Raw genomic sequence first — 17,969 nt, 5'->3', positions numbered from 1 at the left:
CCGCTCAGACTACGCGCCGGATCCGTGTGCGACCCGGCAAGATAGGAGTCCTGCCCGCCGCTCGCGGGACGCCCGCCGGAGAGGACCCGATGACCTCGATCGACATCCACGCCGCCCGGGTGCGGGCGCTGCTGGCGCCGCTCGCGACGCGCGGGGCACGCGAGACGCTCGCGCTCGATCCGGGCGCCGTGGCCGCCGACCTCGGCGCGTACGACCGCCGGGTGCTGGCCCGCACCGTGCACTCGCCGCTGGACCTGCCCCGCTTCGACAACTCGCAGATGGACGGGTACGCCGTGCGTGCGTCCGATCTCGCTGCAGCCTCCGCCGAGCGTCCCGTCGTCCTTCCGGTAGCCGCGCCCGTCCCCGCGGGCGACAGCGCACCCCGTCACTCCCCCGGCACCGCGGTTCCGATCATGACGGGCTCGCCGCTGCCCGCGGGCGCCGATGCCGTCGTCCCGATCGAGCGGGTCGACCCGCCGCGGTTCCCGGACGCGGCCGACGAGGCGCGGGTCGCGTTCGCGAGCCCCGTCACTCCCACCACCTTCGTGCGCGCCCGGGGCAGCGACGCACAGGCGGGTGCGGTCGCGCTGCCGGCCGGCACCGTCCTGCGCGCCGCCCACTACGGGCTGCTGGCCTCGCTCGGTCTCGTCGAGGTCGAGGTGCTGCCGCGGATCCGCGTGCTGATCGTGCCGACCGGCAACGAGATCCGCCCAGCCGGCAGCGACCTCGAGGACGCGCAGATCTACGACGCGAACGGCGCGCTGCTGGCCGAGGCGGTCCGCGAGGCGGGCGGGGTGCCCGTCGTGGCCCCCTGCACGAGCGACCGGGCCGAGGACCTGCTGGCGATCCTCCGCTCGCGCGCCGGCGACGTCGAGCTGGCGATCACGATCGGCGGAGTGAGCGCCGGAGCGTACGAGGTGGTGCGCGACGCGCTGGGTCCGGCCGGTTCCGAGTTCGGCCACGTCGCGATGCAGCCGGGCGGCCCGCAGGGGCTCGGCCTGGTCGCGGTGGCCCCCGACGTGCACCTGCCGATCGTGTCGCTGCCGGGCAACCCCGTCAGCGCCCTGGTCTCGTTCGAGGTGTTCCTGCGCCCCGTGCTCCGCTCGCTCGCCGGACGGCTGCCGGCCGAGCGGCCGCGGATCCGCGCGCGACTCGGCACGGCGCTCGACTCGCCCGCCCACCTGCACCAGATCCGGCGGGGGGTCCTCGACGACGAGGGCCTCGTGCACCCGGTCGGCGGGCCGAGCTCGCACCTGCTCGCGTCCTACGCGCGCTCGAACGTCCTCATCCACGTCCCGGTCGGGACCGAGCACGCAGCGACCGGCGACACGGTCGAGATCTGGAGGATCGATGAGTGAGAGCCTGACCCACGTCCGCGGCGACGGGGCCGTGCACATGGTCGACGTCGGCGCGAAGGAGGTCACCTCGCGCACGGCCGTCGCCGAAGGCGTCGTCATCACCACCCCCGAGGTGGTGCGGCTGCTCGCGCAGGGCGAGCTGCCCAAGGGCGAGGCCCTCGGCGTCGCGCGCATCGCCGGCATCATGGGCGCGAAGGCGACCGCCACCCTCATCCCGCTCTGCCACCCGCTGGCGCTGGACGGGGTCGACATCGACCTCGAGACGCTCGAGGACCGGGTGCGGATCGAGGCGCGCGTGCGCACGAGCGGGCGCACGGGGGTCGAGATGGAAGCGCTCACCGCCGTCAGCGTGGCGGCGCTCACCGTCTACGACATGATCAAGGCCGTCGACCGCGGAGCCGTCATCAGCGGCATCCGCGTGCTCGCGAAGGACGGCGGCAGGAGCGGCTCGTGGAGCAGGGAGTGAGCCGGCGCGCGGTCGCGGTCGTGGCCTCCACGCGCGCCGCGTCCGGCGTGTACGAGGACCGCACCGGACCGGCGCTGCTCGCGTGGTTCGAGAGCCGCGGCTGGAGCGGCGACGTGGTCGTCGTGGCCGACGGCGACGCGGTGGGCGAGGCGATCGGCGACGCGCTCTCCTCCGGGATCGACGTCGTGGTCACGACCGGCGGCACCGGCGTCGCTCCGAGCGACGTCACTCCGGAGCAGACCGCGCCGCTGCTGGAGCGCACGCTGCCCGGTCTCGCCGAGGCGATCCGTGCACGGGGCGCGGCGAAGGTGCCGACGGCGGTCCTCAGCCGCGGCACCGCAGGAGTCTCGGGTCGCAGCGTCGTGGTGAACCTCCCCGGCTCGCCCGGAGGCGTGCGCGACGGCATCGACGTGCTCGACCCGGTGATCGGGCACCTCCTGGACCAGCTGGGCGGAGGCGACCATGTCCGCTGATCCCGTCGCCCTCGTGCGCATCTCGAGCGAGCCGATCACCGTCGACGAGTGCGAGGACGCCGTCGACTCCCCCGCGCACGGCGCGGTCGTCACCTTCGCAGGGGTCGTTCGCGACCACGACGAGGGCCGCGGAGTGGTGCGACTGGGGTACGAGGCGCACCCGGACGCGTCCGCCGCGCTCGCCGCCTCCGCCCGGCGCATCGTCGAGCGCTTCCCCGAGGTCCGCGTCGCCGCGGTGCACCGGGTGGGCGATCTGGTGGTCGGCGACCTCGCCCTGGCCTGCGCGGTCGCCTCCCCGCATCGCGCGGCCGCCTTCGAGGCCTGCGCGGCCCTGGTCGACGACATCAAGGCGTCGGTGCCCATCTGGAAGGAGCAGTCCTTCGTCGACGGCACGTCGGAGTGGGTCGCCTCGCTGGGCTGAGCGGGTTGGCGGATCCGCCAGGGTCGCCGACGGGCGATCGGCGGACCGCCCGGCACGGGAAACACCGGTGTCACATGCGTGCTGTTCACTGGAGGAGCGCGCATCCGGCGGGCACCGGCGGGAGGCGGACCATGGACCTCAGCACGATCCAGCGCGTCCGCGTCGTGCGCGAGCGCTCCGATCTGGCCGCCATGGGGCCGCGGACGGCGGTCATCGGCGGCGGCTCCTGGGTCTTCTCCCTCCCGCACGACCACCTCGACGAGCTGCTCGACCTCCAGGGCTTCGGCTGGGAGCCCGTCCGCGAGAGCGCCGACGGCCTCTCGATCGCCGCCACCTGCACCTTCGCCGAGCTGGCCGCGATGCCTGACACGGGTCGCGCCGCCCACCGCCTGTTCTTCCAGTGCTGCACGGCACTGCTGGGATCGTTCAAGATCTGGAACGTCGCGACCGTCGGCGGCAACATCGCGAACGCGCTGCCGGCCGGCCCGATGACCAGCCTCGCGGCCGCGCTCGACGCCCGGGCGCTGGTGTGGCGGGCGGACGGCTCCGACGACCTCGTGCCCGTCGCCGAGCTCGTCACCGGGAACACGACGACCCTGCTCGGCCACGGCGACGTGATCCGCTCGATCGAGTTCCCCGCGCACGCCCTCGACGCCCGGACGGCGTACCGCAAGATCGCCCTGTCGCCGCTCGGCCGCTCCGGTGCGGTCGTCATCGGCAGGCTCGATCGCGACGCCTCGTTCGTCCTCACCGTCACGGCGGCGACGATCCGGCCGGAGGTGCTGAGGTTCGCCTCGCCGCCCTCGGCCGCCGAGCTGGCCGCCGCCGTCGACGCGATCGGCACCTGGTTCACCGATCCGCACGGCGCCGCGGACTGGCGGCACGCGGTGGTCGGCGTCCTCGCGGAGGAGATCCGGATCGAGCTCGACGGAGGCGTGGCATGAGGTTCACCGTGAACGGGGAGGCCGTCGAAGCGGATCCGCGCCCCGGCCAGGTCCTGCGCACTCTGCTGCGCGACCACGAGCACTTCGAGGTGAAGAAGGGCTGCGACGCGGGCGACTGCGGGGCGTGCTCGGTCCTCGTCGACGGCACGCCGTTCCACTCCTGCCTCTACCCCGCGCACCGCGTCGAGGGGCGCTCGGTCACGACCGCCGCGGGTCTCGGGACCCCGGAGCAGCCGAGCCCGGTGCAGCAGGCGTTCGTCGACTCAGGAGCGTTCCAGTGCGGCTTCTGCACCGCCGGCATGGTCGTCACCGCGACCGCGATCGAGGGCGCCGACCCCGTCGACGTGCCGCGCCTGATGAAGGGCAACCTCTGCCGCTGCACGGGCTACCGCGCGATCGGCGAGGCCATCGCCTCCTGCGATCACGAGCACCCGAGCGGCCTCACGCCCGTGCGCCGCACCGGGCGCACCACTGCGGAGGAGTCGAGGGTCGGCCGCTCGCTCGGCGCTCCCGCCGGCCGCCGCATCGTCGCCGGGCAGGAGCCGTACACCCTCGACGTCGCGGTGCCCGGCGTCCTGCACCTCAAGGTGCTGCAGAGCCCGCACGCCCACGCGCGGATCGTCTCGATGGACACGCGGGCGGCGCGCGAGCTGCCCGGCGTCGTGGCCGTGCTCACCGCGGACGACGTGCCCGACGTCCTCTACTCCACCGCCCGGCACGAGTCGCGACTCGACGACCCCGACGACACCCGGATGCTCGACACCGTGGTCCGCTTCCGCGGGCAGCGCGTCGCCGTGGTCGTGGCCGAGTCCGTTGCGCAGGCCGAGATCGCCTGCCGCGCCATCGAGGTGGAGTACGAGGTGCTGCCGGCCGTCTTCGATCCCGAGGAGGCCCGCGCGCCCGGAGCGCCCCTCCTGCACGGCGAGAAGGACCCGATCGCGTCGCGCATCGCGAAGCCGGAGTCGAACGTCGTCGCCGAGCTGCACGGCGAGCACGGCGACGTCGAGGCCGGCTTCGCCGAGGCCGACGTCGTGGTGGGCGGGCGCTGGAGCACGTCCCGCGTCGCGCACACGGCGCTCGAGACGCACGGCACGATCGGCTGGCTCGAGGGCGACGAGCTGGTGCTGCGGACGTCGACCCAGGTGCCGTTCCTGGTGCGCGACGAGATCGCGCGGCTGTTCGACCGCGAACCGGCGAGCGTGCGCGTATTCACCGCCCGCGTCGGCGGAGGCTTCGGCGGCAAGCAGGAGATCCTGACCGAGGACGTGGTCGCCCTCGCGGTCCTCGCGACCGGGCGCCCGGTGCAGTTCGAGTTCACCCGGTCGGACGAGTTCACGATGGCTCCCTGCCGCCACCCGATGCGGGTGGACGTGCGCCTCGGCGCCCGCCGCGACGGCTCGCTCACCGCGATGAGCGTGGACGTGCTCTCGGACACCGGCGCTTACGGCAACCACGGACCCGGAGTGATGTTCCACGGCACGTCGGAGTCCGTCGCCGTCTACAACGCGCCGAGCAAGCGCGTGGACGCGCAGGCGGTCTACACGAACAACCTGCCGTCCGGAGCCTTCCGCGGCTACGGCCTGGGCCAGGTGATCTTCGGCATCGAGTCGGCGATGGACGAGCTCGCGCGCGAGCTCGGCATCGACCCGTTCGAGCTGCGGCGGATCAACGCGGTGCGCCCCGGCGACCCGCTCGTCGTCACGCACGTCGAGGGCGACGACATCGGCTTCGCCTCGTACGGGCTCGACCAGTGCCTGGATCTCACCGAGCAGGCGCTCGCGCGGGGGTCCGGGATCGTCGCGCCGTCGGGACCCGACTGGCGGACCGGCGAGGGCATGGCGGTCGCGATGATCGCCACGATCCCTCCGCGGGGGCACTTCTCGGAGGCGACCGTCACGGTCGACGCCGAGGGGATGCTGACGATCGGAGTCGGCACGGCCGAGTTCGGCAACGGCACCACGACTGTGCACACGCAGCTCGTGGCGAGCGCGTTCGGAGCGTCGGCCGACCGGGTGCGGATCCACCAGTCCGACACGGCGGCCGCCCGGTACGACACGGGCGCGTTCGGCAGCGCCGGCACGGTGGTGGCGGGCAAGGCCGTGTACTCGGCGGCCGTGCGGCTGCTCGCCGACCTGCGCTCGCTGGCCAAGCGCCTGACCGGTCACGACGACTTCGAGCCCGACCACGCCGGACTCGTCGCGCCCGACGGCACGCGGGTGGGCTTCGACGATCTGGTGCGCGCCGCCGGTGGCCCGATCACGGCGACGGGCACCGAGGACGGGGCGAAGCGCTCGCTCGCCTTCAACGTGCACGGCTTCCGGGTCGCGGTGCACGTGCCGACCGGCGAGGTGCGGATCCTGCAGTCGGTGCAGTCGGCCGACGCGGGCTACGTGCTGAACCCGGACCAGTGCCGCGGCCAGGTCGAGGGCGGCACGGCGCAGGCGATCGGCTCGGCGCTGTACGAGGAGGTGCTCCTCGACGGCGCGGGCACCGTCACGACCGCGATCCTGCGGAACTACCACATCCCGCAGATGGCGGACGTGCCGGTGACCGAGGTCCACTTCGCCGACACCGCCGACGAGCTCGGGCCGTTCGGGGCGAAGTCGATGAGCGAGGCGCCGTACAACCCGGTGGCCCCGGCGCTCGCGAACGCGGTGCGCGACGCGGTCGGCGTCCGGCCGTACGCACTGCCGGTGTCGCGCGACCGTGTGTGGCGGATGCTGCACCCGGACGCGAAGCCGATCCGCACCGTCGACGCGAAGGCGCCGCAGGGCTGAGCTCTCCCTTGTGGACGTGACGATGGTGGCGGTGCCCCACTCCTGACCGTCGTCGAGCGCGGGATCTCCAGGCAGGAGATACCGGGGGCGTCGGAGGTGCCCGGACGGGCCTCGGAAGTGAGGCTCCGTGACGCGATCGCGCGATTCTCGCTCCGATCACCGCACTCAGCCTCAGTTCTGCAGGCCGAGCGGTCCGCAACCGAGGTCAGGAGCTGCTCGGACGGCTCGAACGGATCCCGTGAGCCCTCCTGACCTCGGTTGCGGACAGGACGACGGGTCAGACCGGCAGCGGTCCCGCGAGAGGACCCGACGGCGCATACCGCTGGTCGAGTAGCCCCGAAGGGGCGTATCGAGACCCGCCCACCTCGGAGGACGTGGATCTCGATACGCCTGCTTTGCTGGCTACTCGATCAGCAGAGAAGGCCGCCGCTCGCATACCCGCGGGCTCGCATACTGCTGGTCGAGTAGCCGCCGGAGGCGGTGTATCGAGACCCGCGTACTGCAGCGGTCACCGCGGTCAGACGCGCGAGGCGAGCTCCGCGCTCGCGCGGGCGACCTCGCGGGCGATCGCGTCCTCGTCCGCATTCACGAGGCGCCCCGCCGAGACCGTCGGGCGGCCGTTCACCAGCAGCAGCGTCAGCGGCGGCTGCGAGCCGAGCGCGAGGGCGGCGACCGGGTCCGCGATGCCCGCGTGCTCGATCCCGTCGACCCGCCACAGCGCCAGGTCGGCGAGCTTGCCGACCTCGATCGAGCCGATCTCGTCCTGCCGGCCGAGCACGCGCGCGCCTCCGATCGTCGCGACGGAGAGCGCCTGGCGGGCGCTCATCCGATCCGCCCCGGCGCGCAGACGGTTCATCAGCACGGCTTCGCGGATCTCGATGCCGAGCTGACCCGACTCGTTGGACGCGGCACCGTCGACGCCGAGCCCCACCGGCACTTCCGCTGCCAGCAGCTGCGGCACCGGCGCGATCCCCGCTGCGAGCCGGCCGTTCGAGGACGGGCAGTGCGCGACGCCGGTGCCGGTCGCCGCGAACTTCGCGATCGCGTCGTCGTCGAGGTGCACGCAGTGCGCCATCCACACGTCGTCGCCGAGCCAGCCGAGCGACTCGAGGTAGTCGGTGGGAGACATGCCGAAGGCCTCACGCGTGTACGCGTCCTCCTCGACCGTCTCGGAGCCGTGGGTGTGCAGCCGCACGCCCAGCTGCCGCGCCAGGACCGCGGACTCGCGGAGCAGATCCGGGGTCACCGAGAAGGGTGAGCAGGGGGCGATGGCGACGCGCACCATCGACTCGAAGGAGGCGTCGTGGTAGCGCTCGACGGCCGCCCCGCTCGCCTCGAGGGCCGCCGCGGTCGTCTCCACGGCGAAGTCCGGCGGCAGCCCGCCCTGGGACTCGCCGAGATCCATCGAGCCGCGGGTCGCGTGCAGCCGCACCCCGAGGGTGGAGGCCGCATCGACGATGCCGCCGACGATGTCGCCGGAGCCCCGCGGGAAGACGTAGTGGTGGTCGCCGACGGTCGTGCAGCCGGAGCGGGCGAGCACGCCCATCGCGCCGAGCGAGGCGGAGCGCGTGAGGTCGGCGTCGATCCGCGACCACGCGGGGTACAGCGCGACGAGCCAGTCGAAGAGGATCGAGTCCTGCGCCCAGCCGCGGGTCAGCCACTGGTAGAGGTGGTGGTGGGTGTTGATCAGGCCCGGAGTCAGCAGGTGGCCGCGGCCGTCGACGCGCGTGATCGAGACGGTCTCCGCGGCGGGGAGCCCGGTCGGGGCGCGGCCCTCGATCGCCCACGCGGGCGCCTCCCCCGCTCCGACGGCGACGATGCGCGAGCCGTCGACGACGACGTGACCGCTGGGATGCTCGGTGCCGAGCGCGTCGACGGTCGCGACGTGGGCTCCGGTGATGATGTGGCGCTGCATCCCCCCGAGCATGGCGGGTCCGTGTTTCGCGGTCGTTACCCGCGGCGGGCCGACCGGTCAGGGCGCCGCCGTGTGGATGGGTCCCGCACCGCCGCGCAGCGGCGCTCCCGAGGCGCCCGCCCGCACGGCGAGCACCTCCGCGAGGATCGACACCGCGGTCTCCTCGGGCGTGGACGCCCCGATATCGAGTCCGATCGGCGAGTGCAGCCGCGCGAGCGCCTCCGGGGTCGTCCCTGCCTCGCGGAGCAGCGTCAGCCGCCGCTCGTGCGTGCGCCGCGAGCCCATCGCCCCGACGTAGGCGACCGGGAGGGTGAGCGCGAGCTCGAGCAGCGGGACGTCGAACTTCTCGTCGTGCGTGAGCACGGCGAGTACCGTCCGCTCGTCGACCGCCGTCCGGGCGAGGTAGTCCGACGGCCACTCGACGACGACCTCGTCGGCCCCCGGGAAGCGCTCGGCCGTGGCGAACACGGGACGGGCATCGCACACGGTCACGCGGTAGCCCAGCAGGGCTCCGGCGGCGCAGAGGGCGGCCGAGAAGTCGACCGCGCCGAAGACGATCAGGCGCGGCTTCTCGGCGCTCACGACGAACGCGACCTCGAGCTCCACGCCCTGGCAGTCGATCTCGATCGTCGCCGAGCGTCCCGAGCGCAGCCTCGACTCGCGCTCGGCGAGGATCCGCCGCAGGGTGTCGTCGTCGAGGGAGGGGCCGACGACGTCCTGGGCGCGCGTCGCGCCGGTCAGCACCAGGCCGACCAGCTCCTTGGGACCGCCGACGATCATCGCGAGCCCGGCGGGACGTCCGGCGCGCACCGCGCGCAGCTCCGCCAGGACGGCTCCCGATCCTGCGTCGACCGCGTGGCCGAAGACGCGCAGCTGTCCGCCGCAGGAGAGGCCGGCCGAGAAGGCCGCCTCGTCGTCGAAGCCGAAGTGGTCGGCCGCCGCGGCGCCCGTGCCGAGCACGTCCTGCGCGAGAGCGTAGGCCTGCGCCTCGACGCAGCCGCCCGAGATCGAGCCGATCGCCGCTCCGCCCGCGTCGACCGCCATCGACGAGCCGAGAGCCCGGGGCGCCGAGCCGAAGACGTGCGTGACGGTCACGACCGCGACCCGCTCGCCCGCCTCGACGCGCTGCAGGATCGGGACGGCGAGCTCGAGCATGGCGGCCTCCTCGGGCAACGGGTGGGAGGCGGCGCTGCCGGGGCGCGGGGTCGGCCGGGAGGGCTCGTCCGCACGAAACATGCCGAGTATAGGGTCGATCCATGCCTTCGGACTCCCCCTCCCTCGACCTCGTGATCCGCTCCACCGCCGTCCTCACGGAGCACGGGTTCCAACCCGCCAGCGTGGCCGTGGCCGAGGGCCTGATCGTCGCGGTCAGCGCGATCGACGCACCGTGGGAGGCGCGCGAGGTGGTCGACCTGCCCGACGGCCAGGTGCTGATCCCGGGCGTCGTCGACACGCACGTGCACGTGAACGAGCCCGGCCGCACGGAGTGGGAGGGCTTCGCGTCCGCCACTCGCGCCGCCGCTGCCGGAGGCGTCACGACGCTCCTGGACATGCCGCTCAACTCGATCCCGCCCACGACCACGGTCGCCGGGCTGGAGGCCAAGCGCGCCGCCGCGGGCCCGCAGGCCCTGGTCGACGTGGGCTTCTGGGGCGGAGCGGTCCCCGGCAATCTCGGCACGCTCCGCGAGCTGCACGACGCCGGGGTGTTCGGCTTCAAGTGCTTCCTCTCGCCCAGCGGGGTGGACGAGTTCCCGCACCTCTCGACCGATCAGCTCTTCGAGGCGATGCACGAGATCGCCGCCTTCGACGGCCTGCTGATCGTGCACGCCGAGGACCCGGACGAGCTCGACGCGCACACGAACGCGGGCGGCACCTCCTACGACGCGTTCGTGGCCTCACGCCCCGACGCCTCCGAGAGCAGCGCGATCCTGCACGTGATCGAGGCGGTCCGCGAGACCGGCGGGCGTGCGCACATCCTGCACCTCTCCTCCGCGAAGGCCCTGCCGCTGCTGCGCGAGGCGAAGGCGGAGGGGCTGCGCATCACCGCCGAGACCTGCCCGCACTACCTCACGTTCGACGCCGAGACGATCCCCGACGGCGGCACGCAGTACAAGTGCTGCCCTCCGATCCGCGACGAGCACAACCGCGAACTGCTCTGGAAGGGCCTTCTCGACGGCACGATCGACATCATCGCGTCGGACCACTCCCCCGCCACCAAGGAGCTGAAGTTCGCGCACGACGGCGACTTCGGCCTCGCCTGGGGCGGCATCTCGGGGCTCGAGCTCAGCTTCCGCGCCGTGTGGACCGGGGCCCGCGAGCGCGGGATCCCGCTCGAGCAGGTCGTCGCCTGGATGTCGACCGGGACCGCCGCCTTCGCCGGGCTCGGGCAGAAGGGCCTGCTGCGGGCGGGCGCCGACGCCGACCTCGTCGCGTTCGATCCGGAGGCGCAGTCGCACGTCGACGTCGAGGCCCTCGCGCACAAGAACAAGGTGTCCGCCTACGACGGCCGCGCGATCCGCGGCGCGGTGACGGGCACCTGGGTCGGCGGGCGCCGGGTCGACGCGAGCACCGCCGCTCCCGTCGGGCGTCTGCTCGAGCGCCTCTGAGCGTCGTGTTCCGGCCGCGTTTCGGGCGTGTGAACAGGAGCGGGTCCGGCACCGGATCCGGACGGATCGCACAAGACTGGAGCCCGACGAGCGCCCGATGCTGAGCGCTCGGACGAAGCGGCGCGGCGACGCGGAGCGGCATCCTGGCAGACGGGCACCCGCCGCCGCCCATCCCGAACGCGAACAGGAGCGGACATGTCGATCATCCTCGGAGACCACCAGTACGGGAAGGCCGAGAACCGCGTCGTCCGGATCTACCGCGACACCCCGCGCCACGAGATCCACGACGTCACCGTCTCGACCGCGCTGCGCGGCGACTTCGAGGCCGCGCACCTCGAGGGCGACCAGTCCGCGGTGCTGCCGACCGACACGCAGAAGCAGACCGCCTACTCCTTCGCGAAGGAGAAGGGGCTGCGCTCGATCGAGGCGTACGGCCTCGAGCTCGCCCGCCACTTCGTCGACGGCTACGCGCCGGTGCACGGCGCGCGGGTCGAGATCGAGGAGTTCGCGTGGGAGCGCGTCCTCGTCGACGGCCAGGAGCACGATCACACCTGGGTCCGCAAGGGTCAGGAGGTGCGCACCGCATCCGTCTCCGTCGAGGGCACCGGCGAGGCGCAGCAGATCTGGGTCACCGGCGGCTTCAAGGACCTGACCATCCTGAAGTCGACGGGCTCCGAGTTCCACGGCTTCCTCACCGACCCGTACACCGTCCTGCAGCCGACCGACGACCGCGTCATGGCGACCTCGCTGGTCGCGAAGTGGCGGTTCGCGCTCACTCCCGAGGAGCTCGGCTCGCTCGACTGGGAGGTCCTCTACGCCGGGGTGAAGGCTCTGATGATCAGCCGCTTCGCGACCGTGCACTCCCTCGCCCTTCAGCAGACGCTCTTCGAGATGGGCAAGGCGGTGCTGGAGGAGTTCCCGCAGATCGTCGAGGTGCGTCTCTCCGCCCCCAACAAGCACCACTTCCTCTACGACCTGTCGCCGTTCGGCGTCGCGAACGACGGCGAGGTGTTCCACGCCGCCGACCGGCCCTACGGGCTGATCCAGGCGAGCGTCGTCCGCGACGACGCACCGGACGCCGGCCCCGCCTGGTACGCCTACACGGGACTGGTGTGACCACCGTCCACCGCGGGCACCTCCTGCACATCGCGGGCCGTCCGACGCTCGAGCAGGCCCGCGAGGCCCTCGTCTCGGTGCCGGACGGCGCGCTGGTCGTCGACGACTCGGGCGTCATCGTCTGGACCGGCCGCTTCGCCGAGCTGCCGGACGCCCACCGCGGCGCGGACGTCGTGGGCGACTCCTCCGCGATCCTCGTGCCCGGCTTCGTCGACGCGCACGTCCACTTCCCGCAGACCTACTCGATCGACGGCTTCGGCGGCGGCCAGCTGCTCGAGTGGCTCGACGGCACGATCTTCCCGGCGGAGGCGCGTCTCGCCGACGAGGAGTTCGCGACGCGGATCGCCCGCGACTTCACCCGCCGCCGCATCGCTGCGGGCACGACTGCGGCGATGGTCTTCGGATCGGCGTTCCCGCACGCGCAGGACGCCCTGTTCGAGCGGACCCGCGCGACGGGCCTGCGCCTGGTCTCCGGGCGCGGTGTGCAGACCGTCGGGCCCGCCTCCGCCGCACCCCTGCTCACGGGCGAGACCGAGGCGGTCGACCTCGTCGCCGCCGAGATCGAGCGCTGGCACGCGGTCGACACCGGCGACTCCGCCACCGCTCTGCTGCAGGTCGCGATCGTTCCGCGCTTCTCGCTCTCGGTCACTCCGACGACCCTGGGGGCCCTCGGCGACCTCTACGACGACGTGCGCGGCCGCGGCGTCTACGTGCACAGCCACCTGAACGAGAACGACCGCCCCGGCGACGGCGAGATCGCCGCGGTGCTCGGCTCGTACGGCACGCGCAGCTACCTCGACACGTACGACGGGCTCTTCCTCCCCGGCTCCGCGCGCGGCGGCTCGTCGCTGCTGGGCAGGCGCACGATCCTCGCGCACGCCGTGCACTGCCAAGACGCGGAGCTGCACCGCCTCGCCGAGACCGGCACGTCGATCGCGCACTGCCCCACGTCGCAGCAGTTCCTCGGCTCGGGCACGATGCCGTGGCGGCGCACGGTGGCGAGCGGAGTGACGGTGGCCCTCGGGAGCGACGTCGGCGCCGGCGACGAATGGCTGCTGTCGCGCGTCGCGAACGACGCCTTCAAGGTGCACCTGTCGGAGCCCGGCGAGGCGTCGGTCGCGCTGCACCCTGCGGAGATGCTGTTCTCGGCGACCCTCGCGGGAGCCCGCGCGCTCGACATGGAGGAGCGGTTCGGCAACTTCGATCGCGGCAAGGACGCCGACTTCCTCCGCATCGAGCCCTCGCGCTGGGAGCCTCTGGCCGACGTGCTCGAGCGCGGGATCCGGGCCGACGACGACGCGACCGCCACCGCCCAGCTGCTCTTCGCGCTGCTGATGGGGCTGCGCGAGCCGGCGATCGCGGCCGTGCACGTGCGGGGCCGCGAGGTGCTCGCTCCGGAGTAGGCCCGGGTGCGATCTGCAGGAGCGCGCACGATCTGCAGGAGCGCGCGCGATCTGCAGGGGCTCGCACTATCTGCAGGGGATCCGCGCGGGAACGCGCCGTCCTCCGTCAGATCGACGCGCGGGTGCCGGGATCCCCTGCAGACGGTGCAGAGGCCCTGCGGAGCGAGACCCGGTGCGCTCTGCAGACACCCGTACGATTCGCAGGGGATCCGCGCAGGAACGCGCCTTCCTCCGCCCCACCGGTGCGCCCGCCCGGCGAATCCCCTGCAGACCGCACGCGGACACGCCGAGAGGGCCGGCGACTCCCCTGCAGACGGCACCGGGACGCTCCGGACGAGGCCCGCGCCCGGTCAGCGCAGCTGCAGGGCCAGGAACAGGTCCGCGCGGTCCGACGTGTTCGAGAGGTCGCGCTGCGTCAGCTCCTCGACGCGCGCGATGCGGTACCGCACGGTGTTCAGATGCAGATGCGTCTGCTCCGCGGCGCGCACCCACGAGCCGCCGCAGTCGAGGAACGCCGCGAGCGTCGCGACGAGCTGCGAGTTGTAGCGGGCGTCGTGCTCGATCAGCCGGCCGAGCACGAGCTCGACGAAGACGCTCCGGAGGTGGTCCGGCACCGCGGTCAGCAGCTGCACCGCCGAGGTCACCTCGCCGGCGTCGTTGATCCGCACCCTCGATCCGTCGCCGGGCACTCCCGGCAGCAGCATCCCGTACCGGGCGGAGCGCAGGGCACCGCCGAGGGCGGCGAGCGGAGTCGCGGCGCTCGTCCCCACGCGCAGCACCTGGTCGCCGAGCCCCGACCCGACCCGGCGCAGCGCCGCGGTGACGACCGAGAGCGGATCCGCGCCTGTGGGGATCGCGTCGGTCGCGTCGACCGGGAGCACCGCCACGACGCGGCCGTCCGCGTCTCGGCCGACCACGGCGCGGCCGAGGTGCGAGGCCGCGTCGGTGAGGATCCGGCGGGCGAGCTCGGAGGAGTCGTCGTCGTCGAACCCGGCGGCGATCACGGCGCAGCGCCCGGCGCCTCCCAGTCCGAGCTGGCGGAGGTACACCGCCGCCTCGGGCTGCTCGCTGTCCTCCTCGACGAGCTCGAGCAGCCGGTCGGCGAGGGCCGTGTCGGCCAGCGTCTCCGCGTCGCGTTGCAGGCGGTAGAGGCCCACCACTCCGGTCAGCTCGGTGACCGCGTCCAGCAGCGACGGGTGCCACTCGTTCCAGTCGCCGGCCACGACCACGAACCACTGGGTCGCGCGGTGCTCGTCTGCTCCGCCGACCGCGAAGACCGAGAGCGTGCCGCCGTGGGCGTCCGCGACGGTCACCGGGTTCTGCCGCGCGGTGAGCCCGGCGTGCACCACCCGCTCGATCTCGGTGAGGCCGAGCGGCTCCGCGGACGCGGCGGAGCGCCCGGTGGCGGTCAGCACGCGCACAGGACGCCCGAGCTCGCCGGACGTCCGCGCGATCAGCTCGTCGAGGAGCTGTCCGCGGTACACCTCCGTCAGCAGCTGCCGCTGGCGGGCGAGCCCCGCGGTGAGCCTCGCCACCCGGTCGCCCGCGAGGGCGTTCGAGAGGTGCGCCGTGATCGAGGCGAACGACACGTCGGCCGGCACCGCGAACAGCGCCACTCCGTGCGCGCGGCACGCCTCGACGACGTCGTCGGGCACGAAGCCGTAGAGGCCCTCGCCCGCGAGCAGGGCGACGGCACCGGAGGCGGCCACCGCGGACACGAAGGTCTCGCTGTCCTCGGGGGTGCGGCGCCACATCATGCCGGTCAGCACGAGCTGGTCGCGAGCGAGGTAGCGGCGAGGGTCGAGCAGGTCGGTCGTGAAGGTCCAGTTGACCGGGCGCGCGAGCGCCTCGGGAGTGGTGAAGACGGCGCGGATCCGCAGCTGCGGCGCGTCGAGGACGTCCTGGAGCTGCACCGTCAGCTCCCCCGGTACGTCGAGTAGGCGAACGGGCTCAGCAGCAGCGGCACGTGGTAGTGCGCGCCCTCGTCGGCGAGCCGGAACGCGATCACCACCTCCGGGTAGAACGACTCGACGTCGCCGAAGTAGGCGGCGGTGTCGAAGACGACCCGGTAGACGCCCGCGGGCAGCGACCGGGGCCCGAGAGCGGCGACACGCCCGTCGGAGTCGGTGCTCGCCTCGGCGAGCCTCTCCCAGCCCGAGCCGGCGCGCGCCTCGAGCACGACCGGCACCCCCTGGGCGGGACGCCCGTGCACGGCATCGAGGACGTGGGTCGTGACGTGGCTGGTGTGCGCGCTCATCGGGTGGCCTCCTCGGTGACGGCGCCGGTCGCGGGCCCGAGGGCGCGAACGCGCAGGACGGTGATCTCGCGGAGCTGGTCGGCGACGATCGCGCTCTCGGCGTCGTCGTCGAGGGAGAGGCGGCGCTCGAGCTCCCCGACGATCTCCTCGCGCGAGCGACCGGCCGCGCGGATGAGGAACACCCGGTCGAACCGCTCCTCGTAGGCGCGGTTGCCCGCGATCAGGCGCTCGGCCAGGGCCTCGTCGCTCGAGAGGCTCGCGGCCTGCTCGGCGGCCGAGAACGCGGAGGCGCGTCCGGAGGCGGCGTGCCGCTCGCCGATCCTCGGGTGGTCGGCCAGGGCCGACGCGATCTCCTCCGGGGTGAGCGTGCGCGCGACGCGGTCGGCGGCCTCGGCAAGCAGCCCGGTCGAGGCGTACGGCGCTCCGGCCGCCACCTCGTCGGCCCAGCGGGGCACGGCGAGGCAGGCGAGCAGGGCGTCGCGGAGGGGGGCGGGGGTGGTCATGGACTCTCCTCGTCGGGCGGCGGGGTGGGGCACGATGGTGGGATGGAGGCTGCTGCGGTGACCGGGATCGTCCTCGCCGCCGGCGCGGGTCGACGCGCGGGCGGCCCGAAGGCGCTGCGCCGGGCCCCGGACGGCACCCCGTGGCTCGCGCTCGCGGTCCGGCGCCTCGAGGCGATCGGCTGCGGACGGGTGCTGGTCGTCCTCGGAGCGGGAGCCCACGAGGCCCTCGCTCTCGTCCCGGAGGGCGCGGACGCCGTCGTCGCGGAGGACTGGGCGGACGGGATGTCCGCCTCGCTGCGCGCCGGTCTCGCCGCGGCCACCGGCGATGCCGCCCTCGTGACGCTCGTCGACCTCCCGGAGGAGCCCGCCGCCGTCGGCGCGCGGATCCTGGCGGCGGCCCCGGACTCGCCCGATGCGCTCGTGAGAGCGGTCCACTCCGGTCGACCCGGTCATCCGGTGCTGATCGGCCGCGCGCACTGGGCGGCGCTGGCCGGCGGACTGCGCGGAGACGCGGGAGCCCGGGACCACCTGCGCGACCACGGTGCCGTCGAGATCGAGTGCGGCGATCTGGCCGACGGCCGCGATCACGACGGGCCCGCCTGATCCAGGGCGTCGCCGAGCGCCCGCCAGGCGAGCGTCGCGCAGACCGAGCGCACGGGGTTCGCGGCCACGGCGAGCAGCGCCTCCTCGTCGCCGAGCACCGGATCCGCGACCCGCAGCCGCATCGAGGTCAGGAACGCCCCGACGCGGGCGCGGAGGGCCTCCTCGTCGAGTCCGTCGAGCTCGTCGACGAGCAGCGACGCCGAGCCCTGCGACAGCTCGCAGCCGCGTCCCGTCCAGCGCAGCGACACGGAGTCGTCCACTCGCACGATGCGCACCACGAGCCGGTCGCCGCAGGTCGGCGTGAGCAGCTCGGCGCGGCCGAGCACCTCCTCCGTCACGTCCTCGTCGATCCGGCCGATCGGGTGACGGGCGTGGGCCCGGATCAGATCCGCGGCCTCGACGGCGCTCACGCCCGGTCCTCGATCTCGGAGAGCTCGGCGTAGACGGTGCTGATCCCGGCGATCCGCTCGCGCGCCTCGCGCGGACGGGCGCCGAGTACCCCCGAGGCGAGCAGCGCGACCGCGCTCATCGCCGCGGCGTAGCTGTCGAAGGCCGCCTCGCTGTCGACCGGGCACTCGAGCCAGACCGCGGCACGGTCGGCGAGCCGGCGGGCCTGCGGATCGGCGAGAAGCACGACCGGCACCCCGCGGTCGGCCAGCCCGTCCAGGAGCGCGGTGAAGGCCGAGGGCCGGCGCCGGAAGCCCACGAGCACGACGACGTCCTCGGCTCCGAGCCCCACGATCTCCTCGCCCAGCGACTGCCCCGGCTGCGGGGCCACTCTGACACGCGCGCGGGCCTGGGCGAGCTGCTGGCGCAGGTGGAGCGCCACCGGGTAGCTGTTGCGCATCCCCACGACCACGACCTCGCGGGCGGCCGCGACGAGCCGGACCGCCTCGTCCAGTCGTCCGTCGCTGAACGTCGAGGCGAGGCGCTGCAGATTGGCGCGCTCGCTCTCGAGGTGCGCGGCGATCGGGTCGCCGTGGGCGGAGGCTGGTCCGACGGGGACCCCCGAGCTGCGCAGCGCACGGGCGTGCTCGCGCACCTCCTGCGAGTTCGAGAAGCCGAGCCGGCGGAAGAGGCGCGACACCGTCGCCTTCGACACTCCCGCTGTGCGCGGCGAGCTCGGT

17 protein-coding genes are annotated in these 17,969 nt (G+C 73.8%); 10 read left to right on the top strand and 7 right to left on the bottom strand.

The window, feature by feature from the left end; translation table 11 throughout:
* Positions 1–89 precede the first annotated feature (89 nt).
* The 6 genes from AC0CID_RS02780 (at position 90) to AC0CID_RS02755 (ending at position 6,439) form a co-directional block, all read left to right on the top strand.
* The gene (locus AC0CID_RS02780; protein WP_465225708.1) at positions 90–1,358 is read left to right on the top strand and encodes a molybdopterin molybdotransferase MoeA; all 1,269 of its coding nucleotides are present in this window, start codon (positions 90–92) and stop codon (positions 1,356–1,358) included.
* Positions 1,351–1,824, top strand: a complete 474-nt coding sequence (gene moaC / locus AC0CID_RS02775; protein ID WP_207402371.1) for a cyclic pyranopterin monophosphate synthase MoaC — start codon at positions 1,351–1,353, stop codon at positions 1,822–1,824. The genes AC0CID_RS02780 and moaC overlap by 8 nt, the downstream gene beginning before the upstream one ends.
* Positions 1,821–2,297: a MogA/MoaB family molybdenum cofactor biosynthesis protein gene (locus tag AC0CID_RS02770; protein WP_465225707.1), complete on the top strand. Its 477-nt coding sequence runs from the start codon at positions 1,821–1,823 to the stop codon at positions 2,295–2,297. Before moaC ends, AC0CID_RS02770 begins: the two co-directional genes overlap by 4 nt.
* Entirely contained in the window at positions 2,287–2,718 is a 432-nt protein-coding gene (locus AC0CID_RS02765) for a molybdenum cofactor biosynthesis protein MoaE (RefSeq protein WP_207402372.1), read from the top strand. The genes AC0CID_RS02770 and AC0CID_RS02765 overlap by 11 nt, the downstream gene beginning before the upstream one ends.
* 131 nt (positions 2,719–2,849) lie before the next feature.
* Positions 2,850–3,662 carry an FAD binding domain-containing protein gene (locus AC0CID_RS02760; protein ID WP_465225706.1) on the top strand — a complete coding sequence of 271 codons (813 nt, stop codon included), beginning with the start codon at positions 2,850–2,852 and terminating at the stop codon, positions 3,660–3,662.
* Complete coding sequence (locus AC0CID_RS02755) at positions 3,659–6,439, top strand: molybdopterin-dependent oxidoreductase (protein WP_465225705.1); 2,781 nt, start codon at positions 3,659–3,661, stop codon at positions 6,437–6,439. Before AC0CID_RS02760 ends, AC0CID_RS02755 begins: the two co-directional genes overlap by 4 nt.
* A gap of 517 nt (positions 6,440–6,956) precedes the next feature.
* On the opposite strand, the gene AC0CID_RS02750 is transcribed toward AC0CID_RS02755, so the two are convergent.
* Both AC0CID_RS02750 and AC0CID_RS02745 read right to left on the bottom strand, forming a co-directional pair.
* Positions 6,957–8,354, bottom strand: coding sequence for an 8-oxoguanine deaminase (locus AC0CID_RS02750; RefSeq protein WP_465225704.1), 1,398 nt, complete (start codon positions 8,352–8,354; stop codon positions 6,957–6,959).
* Positions 8,355–8,411: 57 nt separating this feature from the next.
* The gene (locus AC0CID_RS02745; RefSeq protein WP_465225703.1) at positions 8,412–9,509 is read right to left on the bottom strand and encodes an XdhC family protein; all 1,098 of its coding nucleotides are present in this window, start codon (positions 9,507–9,509) and stop codon (positions 8,412–8,414) included.
* Positions 9,510–9,610: 101 nt separating this feature from the next.
* On the opposite strand from AC0CID_RS02745, the gene allB reads away from it, so the two are divergent.
* From allB to AC0CID_RS02730, 3 genes are all read left to right on the top strand, one after another.
* The gene (allB, locus tag AC0CID_RS02740) at positions 9,611–10,960 is read left to right on the top strand and encodes an allantoinase AllB (protein ID WP_207402378.1); all 1,350 of its coding nucleotides are present in this window, start codon (positions 9,611–9,613) and stop codon (positions 10,958–10,960) included.
* A 195-nt stretch (positions 10,961–11,155) separates the two neighbouring features.
* Entirely contained in the window at positions 11,156–12,076 is a 921-nt protein-coding gene (gene pucL / locus AC0CID_RS02735; protein WP_465225702.1) for a factor-independent urate hydroxylase, read from the top strand.
* Positions 12,073–13,479 (top strand): amidohydrolase family protein, encoded by a 1,407-nt coding sequence (locus tag AC0CID_RS02730; RefSeq protein ID WP_465225701.1) that lies wholly within the window; start codon positions 12,073–12,075, stop codon positions 13,477–13,479. The genes pucL and AC0CID_RS02730 overlap by 4 nt, the downstream gene beginning before the upstream one ends.
* 350 nt (positions 13,480–13,829) lie before the next feature.
* On the opposite strand, the gene AC0CID_RS02725 is transcribed toward AC0CID_RS02730, so the two are convergent.
* The 3 genes from AC0CID_RS02725 to uraD are packed head-to-tail and all read right to left on the bottom strand — an operon-like array spanning position 13,830 to position 16,239.
* Complete coding sequence (locus tag AC0CID_RS02725) at positions 13,830–15,392, bottom strand: helix-turn-helix domain-containing protein (protein WP_465225700.1); 1,563 nt, start codon at positions 15,390–15,392, stop codon at positions 13,830–13,832.
* Between the two features lie 2 nt (positions 15,393–15,394).
* A complete protein-coding gene (gene uraH / locus AC0CID_RS02720; protein WP_465225699.1) occupies positions 15,395–15,736 on the bottom strand; it encodes a hydroxyisourate hydrolase in 342 nt (113 codons plus the stop codon).
* Complete coding sequence (uraD, locus tag AC0CID_RS02715) at positions 15,733–16,239, bottom strand: 2-oxo-4-hydroxy-4-carboxy-5-ureidoimidazoline decarboxylase (protein WP_465225698.1); 507 nt, start codon at positions 16,237–16,239, stop codon at positions 15,733–15,735. The genes uraH and uraD overlap by 4 nt, the downstream gene beginning before the upstream one ends.
* Positions 16,240–16,296: 57 nt before the next feature.
* Between uraD and AC0CID_RS02710 the strand changes: the two genes are divergently transcribed.
* Positions 16,297–16,842: a nucleotidyltransferase family protein gene (locus AC0CID_RS02710; protein ID WP_465225697.1), complete on the top strand. Its 546-nt coding sequence runs from the start codon at positions 16,297–16,299 to the stop codon at positions 16,840–16,842.
* Here the strand turns inward: AC0CID_RS02710 and AC0CID_RS02705 are convergent.
* Together AC0CID_RS02705 and AC0CID_RS02700 are read right to left on the bottom strand one after the other, a co-directional pair.
* Positions 16,824–17,252 carry an iron-sulfur cluster assembly scaffold protein gene (locus AC0CID_RS02705; RefSeq protein ID WP_207402384.1) on the bottom strand — a complete coding sequence of 143 codons (429 nt, stop codon included), beginning with the start codon at positions 17,250–17,252 and terminating at the stop codon, positions 16,824–16,826. The two genes, AC0CID_RS02710 and AC0CID_RS02705, sit on opposite strands and share 19 nt — an antisense overlap.
* Positions 17,249–17,929, bottom strand: coding sequence for a MurR/RpiR family transcriptional regulator (locus tag AC0CID_RS02700; RefSeq protein ID WP_465225696.1), 681 nt, complete (start codon positions 17,927–17,929; stop codon positions 17,249–17,251). The genes AC0CID_RS02705 and AC0CID_RS02700 overlap by 4 nt, the downstream gene beginning before the upstream one ends.
* Positions 17,930–17,969 lie beyond the last annotated feature (40 nt).

The sequence above is a fragment of the Rathayibacter sp. AC451 genome, assembly GCF_979253095.1.
Note: the sequence above shows the minus strand (reverse complement) of the source record. Positions and strands in the feature narration are given on the sequence as shown.

Excerpts from the sequence above, each read along its gene's own strand:
- AC0CID_RS02780 (WP_465225708.1), top strand. The coding sequence starts at position 90 with ATGACCTCGATCGACATCCACGCCGCCCGGGTGCGGGCGCTGCTGGCG.
- moaC (WP_207402371.1), top strand. The coding sequence starts at position 1,351 with ATGAGTGAGAGCCTGACCCACGTCCGCGGCGACGGGGCCGTGCACATG.
- AC0CID_RS02765 (WP_207402372.1), top strand. The coding sequence starts at position 2,287 with ATGTCCGCTGATCCCGTCGCCCTCGTGCGCATCTCGAGCGAGCCGATC.
- AC0CID_RS02760 (WP_465225706.1), top strand. The coding sequence starts at position 2,850 with ATGGACCTCAGCACGATCCAGCGCGTCCGCGTCGTGCGCGAGCGCTCC.
- AC0CID_RS02755 (WP_465225705.1), top strand. The coding sequence starts at position 3,659 with ATGAGGTTCACCGTGAACGGGGAGGCCGTCGAAGCGGATCCGCGCCCC.
- AC0CID_RS02750 (WP_465225704.1), bottom strand. The coding sequence starts at position 8,354 with ATGCAGCGCCACATCATCACCGGAGCCCACGTCGCGACCGTCGACGCG.
- AC0CID_RS02745 (WP_465225703.1), bottom strand. The coding sequence starts at position 9,509 with ATGCTCGAGCTCGCCGTCCCGATCCTGCAGCGCGTCGAGGCGGGCGAG.
- allB (WP_207402378.1), top strand. The coding sequence starts at position 9,611 with ATGCCTTCGGACTCCCCCTCCCTCGACCTCGTGATCCGCTCCACCGCC.
- pucL (WP_465225702.1), top strand. The coding sequence starts at position 11,156 with ATGTCGATCATCCTCGGAGACCACCAGTACGGGAAGGCCGAGAACCGC.
- uraH (WP_465225699.1), bottom strand. The coding sequence starts at position 15,736 with ATGAGCGCGCACACCAGCCACGTCACGACCCACGTCCTCGATGCCGTG.
- uraD (WP_465225698.1), bottom strand. The coding sequence starts at position 16,239 with ATGACCACCCCCGCCCCCCTCCGCGACGCCCTGCTCGCCTGCCTCGCC.